This window comes from Nonomuraea solani, assembly GCF_900108335.1.
Lineage (GTDB): Bacteria > Actinomycetota > Actinomycetes > Streptosporangiales > Streptosporangiaceae > Nonomuraea > Nonomuraea solani.
The window spans coordinates 1-1,035 of the sequence record NZ_FNVT01000079.1; the positions used below are offsets into that span (position 1 = coordinate 1).

At 56.7% G+C, this 1,035-nt stretch carries 1 rRNA gene; it reads right to left on the minus strand.

The window, feature by feature from the left end:
• Positions 1-7: 7 nt before the first annotated feature.
• Positions 8-1,035 (minus strand): 23S ribosomal RNA (locus C4V41_RS60540); the annotation flags it as partial.

Sequence of the window (1,035 nt, forward strand, 5' to 3'; positions counted from 1 at the left end):
ATGCTTTGTGGTCAAGTCCTCGGCCTATTAGTACCGGTCAGCTCCACACGTTACCATGCTTCCACCTCCGGCCTATCAACCCCATCGTCTATAGGGAGCCTTACCCACTCTCGTGGTGGGAGACCTCATCTCAAGGCGAGCTTCCCGCTTAGATGCTTTCAGCGGTTATCCCTTCCGAACGTAGCCAACCAGCCGTGCACCTGGCGGTACAACTGGCACACCAGAGGTTCGTCCGTCCCGGTCCTCTCGTACTAGGGACAGCTCCTTTCAAGTCTCCTGCGCGCGCAGCGGATAGGGACCGAACTGTCTCGCGACGTTCTAAACCCAGCTCGCGTACCGCTTTAATGGGCGAACAGCCCAACCCTTGGGACCTACTCCAGCCCCAGGATGCGACGAGCCGACATCGAGGTGCCAAACCATCCCGTCGATATGGACTCTTGGGGAAGATCAGCCTGTTATCCCCGGGGTACCTTTTAGCCGTTGAGCGACACCGCTTCCACATGCCGATGCCGGATCACTAGTCCCAGCTTTCGCTCCTGCTCGACCCGTCAGTCTCACAGTCAAGCTCCCTTGTGCACTTACACTCAACACCTGATTGCCAACCAGGCTGAGGGAACCTTTGGGCGCCTCCGTTACCCTTTAGGAGGCAACCGCCCCAGTTAAACTACCCACCAGACACTGTCCCCGATCCGGATCACGGACCAGAGTTAGACGTTCAAAACGACCAGAGTGGTATTTCACCAATGACTCCACCCGAACTAGCGTCCGAGCTTCCCAGTCTCCCACCTATCCTACACAAGACGCTCCAAACGCCAATGTCAAGCTGTAGTGAAGGTCCCGGGGTCTTTCCGTCCTGCTGCGCGTAACGAGCATCTTTACTCGTAGTGCAATTTCGCCGGGTCTGCGGTTGAGACAGCGGGGAAGTCGTTACGCCATTCGTGCAGGTCGGAACTTACCCGACAAGGAATTTCGCTACCTTAGGATGGTTATAGTTACCACCGCCGTTTACCGGCGCTTAAGTTCTCACCTTCGCAC